General features: G+C 38.3%; 3 protein-coding genes. All 3 read right to left on the reverse strand.

Going from position 1 to position 4,793, the window contains the following annotated elements:
* Positions 1-164: 164 nt before the first annotated feature.
* Positions 165-917, reverse strand: coding sequence for a GntR family transcriptional regulator (locus U0M88_RS04100; protein ID WP_331868993.1), 753 nt, complete (start codon positions 915-917; stop codon positions 165-167).
* Between the two features lie 95 nt (positions 918-1,012).
* Entirely contained in the window at positions 1,013-2,842 is a 1,830-nt protein-coding gene (locus U0M88_RS04105) for an ABC transporter ATP-binding protein (protein WP_331868994.1), read from the reverse strand.
* Positions 2,839-4,566, reverse strand: a complete 1,728-nt coding sequence (locus U0M88_RS04110; RefSeq protein WP_331868995.1) for an ABC transporter ATP-binding protein — start codon at positions 4,564-4,566, stop codon at positions 2,839-2,841. Before U0M88_RS04110 ends, U0M88_RS04105 begins: the two co-directional genes overlap by 4 nt.
* Positions 4,567-4,793: the final 227 nt, after the last annotated feature.

The following is a 4,793-nucleotide window of genomic DNA, read 5'->3' on the forward strand; positions in this document are numbered from 1 at the left end:
ATAATGTTTTAATATAAAGAATTATAAAGCAAAAACTTAACTACAGTTAAAACCAAATGACTTTTCACGTTTGTTTAAGTATCCAATTTTCATAAAAAAAATGATGCCAACCTAAATTCTCTTAGGTTGACACCATTGCCCCCGGCTAGGCCGGGGGATCATTATTATCTTATGATCTTTTCATCCATGACGGTCGAATTATCCGTTGAAACAACATAGCTGACTCTATCACAGCGAACAATGGAGATAGAATAATGGATGGGACAATCATTTTTTTCATAACCGATTTTTTCAATGTGGAATAAAGGATCACCAATATTACTCTGAAGAAGCTCGGCATATTCTTTTGTCGCAAGTACACCATTGATTTCCAGAATAGATTTATTTAAAACTATACCATAGTTATCTTGTAGAATCTGATAGAAAGATTTATCTTCGGCTATATTTTTCATAAAATTTGGGAAGTTTTCTTCAGGAAGATAAATTCTGTCTATAGCGATAGGTGCCGCATCTTCCCAAATGAGTCGTTCAAGAAAAAATATGGTAGTATCTGGAGCTATATTTAATTTTTGTGAAATATCAGAATCCGCCTTTATAATCGATACATTTAGTATTTTATGTTTGGAAGAATGTCCAAAATTGCTTAGAGAATCTTGGAAGCCTCTGGCTTTATTCAATAATAATTTGTCCTTTTTATAACTGATAAAAGTTCCTTTACCCTGTACTTTTTGAATCATTCCCTCTTTTGCCAGATTGGACATAGCTTTGCGGATTGTTATTTTACTGACATTGTATTGTTGGCTGAGTTCATTTTCAGTAGGTAGCTTTTGACCGGAACGAAATTTCTTTTGAAGAATCGAATTACGAATATCGGCTTCTACTTGTAAGTATAATGGTTTGTTACTTTCTAAATTCATAAATATCACCTAATATATAATCTATCATGTATATTATTATAATCAAACATATAATCTTTTTCTATAAGATTATAAAATAAATGGCAATAATTTACTTACGACAATTCAAACATACCGGTATAAAGCTGATAATACATACCGTGTTGCTCAATCAGCTGTTCGTGATTTCCTCGTTCAATGATTTGACCATGATTTAATACGATAATTACATCCGCATTACGGACTGTGGATAAACGATGGGCAATCACAAAAACAGTTCGCCCTTCCATTAGTTGATCCATTCCTTTTTCAATCAACTGTTCTGTTCGTGTATCGATGGAAGAAGTAGCTTCATCTAAAATCAATACCGGAGGATCGGCCACGGCAGCACGGGCAATGGCTAATAACTGTCTTTGTCCGGTGGAAAGATTGCTTCCATCGTTATGAATCATAGTTTGATAGCCTTGCGGTAATCGGCGAATAAAGGAATCCGCATTGGCTAATTTGGCTGCGCGAACGCATTCATCGTCTGTGGCTTCCAGATTCCCAAAACGAATATTATCTAAGATCGTACCGGTGAACAAATGCGTATCCTGCAGTACGATACCTAAAGAGCGTCTTAGATCGGCTTTCTTGATGAGCTTGATATCAATGCCATCATAAGTAATCGAACCATTTTGAATGTCATAGAAACGGTTGATTAAATTGGTGATGGTTGTTTTACCGGCACCGGTTGCACCGACAAACGCAACTTTTTGTCCCGGTTTGGCATATAGGGAAATATCATGCAGGATCGTTTTCTTTGTCGTGTAACCAAAGCTGACATCGTGAAAACGTACATCCCCTTGCAGTAAAACGTATTCAATTCCTTGTTCTCTGGGATGTCGCCATGCCCATTGTCCGGTATTTTCCCTGGTTTCGATGATTTGGTCGTTTTCTTTACGAATGCTGACAAGAGTTACTTTTCCCTGGTCAACTTCCGGATCCATATCCATCAATTCAAAGATGCGTTCGGCACCGGAAAGCGATGTCAACAATAAGTTCATCTGCATCGTAAACTGATTGATTGGCATAGCTGCCTGTCGTACAAAAATCAGATAACTTGCCAGAGATCCTACATCCATTTGTCCTTTTAAGACCATGTAGCCGCCCAGCACAGATACGATCGCATAGTTGACATAAGATAAGGATACGACCATAGGAACGATTGTTTGGGCATAGCCTTGTGCTTTGGCACTGCTGCGCTGAAGATTTTTGTTTAACGCTTCAAAGACCTTCTGGTTTGCCTTTTCGTGATTAAAGACTTTTACAACTTTCTGCCCGGAGATCATCTCTTCAGTAAAACCATTGATATCACCGATGTTCTTTTGTTGTAAAGAGAAATATGATTTGCTCTTTTTACTGGAAAACTGGATATAAATAAACATGATGATGTAAAAAAGCACTACAATCAGGGACAATCGCCAGCTCAATACAAAGAGCAGGATCAAGGTCCCTACGACTTGAATAAAGCTTTGGATCATCATCGCAAAGGAGTTGTTTAATGCATCGGATACTGTATCTACATCGTTAGTAAAGCGTGACATCAATTCACCATGCGAATGGGTGTCAAAGAAGGATAACGGCAATTTCTGAAGTACATGAAACAAATCTTGTCGGATGTCTTTGACTACTTTTTGGGCGGCCACTGCCATGATCTGTGTATAGCCTAAAGCGGATAAAACACCAATCAGGAAGATAAAGGCCATCAGTATGATCTGCAACAAAGCTTTATCTAAACCGGTGCTTAATACTTCATTGACGACTGGGCGAATCATATACGTACCCAGAAGATTTCCTAATGCGGAAAAGGCAACCAGAATGCCGACCAAAACAAACAAAAGCGCATGATTGCCCATATAATGCATCAGTTTACGAATGGTCTGCGTAATATTTTGTGGCTTCATAGGCTGGCTCCTTTCTGTTGGGATTCATATAAACCGCGGTAGAAATCACTTGTTTGCAGAAGTTGTTCATGGGATCCTAAAGCGGCAATCTTTCCATCTTCTAAAATCAGAATTTGATCACAATGACTGACGGAGCTCACACGCTGGGCTATGATGATCTGTGTCAAACCGTGAATTTTTGAAAGGGAGTTTCGAATCGCATGATCGGTATTGGTATCCACTGCACTGGTGGAATCATCCAAAATCAAGATCTTTGGCTTCTTTAATAACGCTCTGGCGATACATAAACGTTGTTTTTGACCACCGGATACATTGTTTCCACCTTGTTCAATATAGGTATCGTATTGATCCGGCATTTTTTGAATAAATTCATCAGCACAGGCAATTTCACAAGCCTTTTGAATTTCTTCATCACTGGCATTTGGGTCGCCCCAGCGCATATTTTCTTTGATCGTGCCCGAGAATAAGGTGTTTTTTTGTAAGACCATACCCACTCTGTTTCTTAGATCTTCCAAATTCATATCACGAACATCAACCTGACCAATCTTGATGGAGCCTTCACTAACATCGTATAGACGGGCAATCAATTGTACCAGGCTGGATTTGGCGCTACCGGTCGCGCCCATGATCCCTACCGTTGAACCGGCAGGAATATGCCAGTCAATATCGTTAAGTACATATTCTTTGGCATCTTGTGCATATTTAAAATATACATGATGAAAATCGATGGAGTTGTCCTTTGGTGTCAAAGGCAGGGCGCCGGAGCTCAAAGTTACTCTTTCTTCAATAACCTGGGCAATACGGTTGCAGGAAGCTAGAGAACGCGTAATCAATAAGAATACATTGGAAATCATCATCAATGAATTCATGATCTGCAGCACATAGCTTAAAACACCGGTTAGCTCTCCAACCTGCATTTGTCCCTGTACAATTAAATGAATACCTAAGGTCATTAAACCAACGATGGCCATGTACATCGTCATTTGAAAAGCCGGTGTATTTAATGATGCGATGTGGAAGGTATCTTGCGAAATCTTGGCAAGATCCTGATTGACTTTCTCAAACTGTTCTTCTTCATATTCATCGCGTACAAAAGCTTTTATGGCTCGAATTGCCGTCAAATTTTCCTGAATTAAACGATTGACCGAATCAATGGCCTTTTGAAGTACAGAATACATCGGCGCTACCTTTCTGACCACAAAGAATAGAATGATGGCCAGAATCGGCGTGGTAAATAAGAAAATCATCGAAAGCTCTTTATTGATCAGAAAAGACATCACAAGCCCTAAGATCAAAATAATAGGACTGCGGGCAAAAGGGCGAATTCCATTCACCAGTGAATTTTGAATAACCGTTACATCACTTGTCAAACGTGTGATCAAAGAGCTGGTTTCAAAGTGATCCAGATTGGCAAAAGAATAGCTTTGAATCTTTTGATATTGCACCGAACGAAGTCTTTGACCAAATAAGGTAATGGCTTTAGCCGCATAACGAGCATACAGTAAACCAAAAATCAAAGACAGGATAGCGCAGCCAATCATTTCAAGTCCCTGCTCCATAAAAACAGAAGGGTCTCTTTGCGCAATACCCACATCGATAATTTCTGACATCAAAAAAGGGATAAAGACTTCAAAGGAAGTTTCAATCGCAACACATAAAATAGAAAAAACAAAATATCTTCGAATACCTTTTGTATAGGCAAATAATACTTTTAAAGATGACATATAGAATCCTTTCGTTTTCAACATTATACACCTAATTTTTATTCTGAGCAGATTCCGTGTGCATCTCCTATGGTTAGGAAAAAACTTATTTTTCGATTTTTGAAACGCTATACCGACAATTTGGTGATATGGCATAAATAATGTCAAATTAGATTTTATATTGTAGTCAGAAAAGAGGTATTCTTTATGACTACAAATACTCAATCATTTTTAACCAAACATGCAAC

It is taken from the genome of Faecalicoccus sp. (assembly GCF_036552745.1).
Taxonomy (GTDB): Bacteria; Bacillota_I; Bacilli_A; order Erysipelotrichales; family Erysipelotrichaceae; genus Faecalicoccus.

Excerpts from the sequence above, each read along its gene's own strand:
- U0M88_RS04100 (WP_331868993.1), bottom strand. The coding sequence starts at position 917 with ATGAATTTAGAAAGTAACAAACCATTATACTTACAAGTAGAAGCCGAT.
- U0M88_RS04105 (WP_331868994.1), bottom strand. The coding sequence starts at position 2,842 with ATGAAGCCACAAAATATTACGCAGACCATTCGTAAACTGATGCATTAT.
- U0M88_RS04110 (WP_331868995.1), bottom strand. The coding sequence starts at position 4,566 with ATGTCATCTTTAAAAGTATTATTTGCCTATACAAAAGGTATTCGAAGA.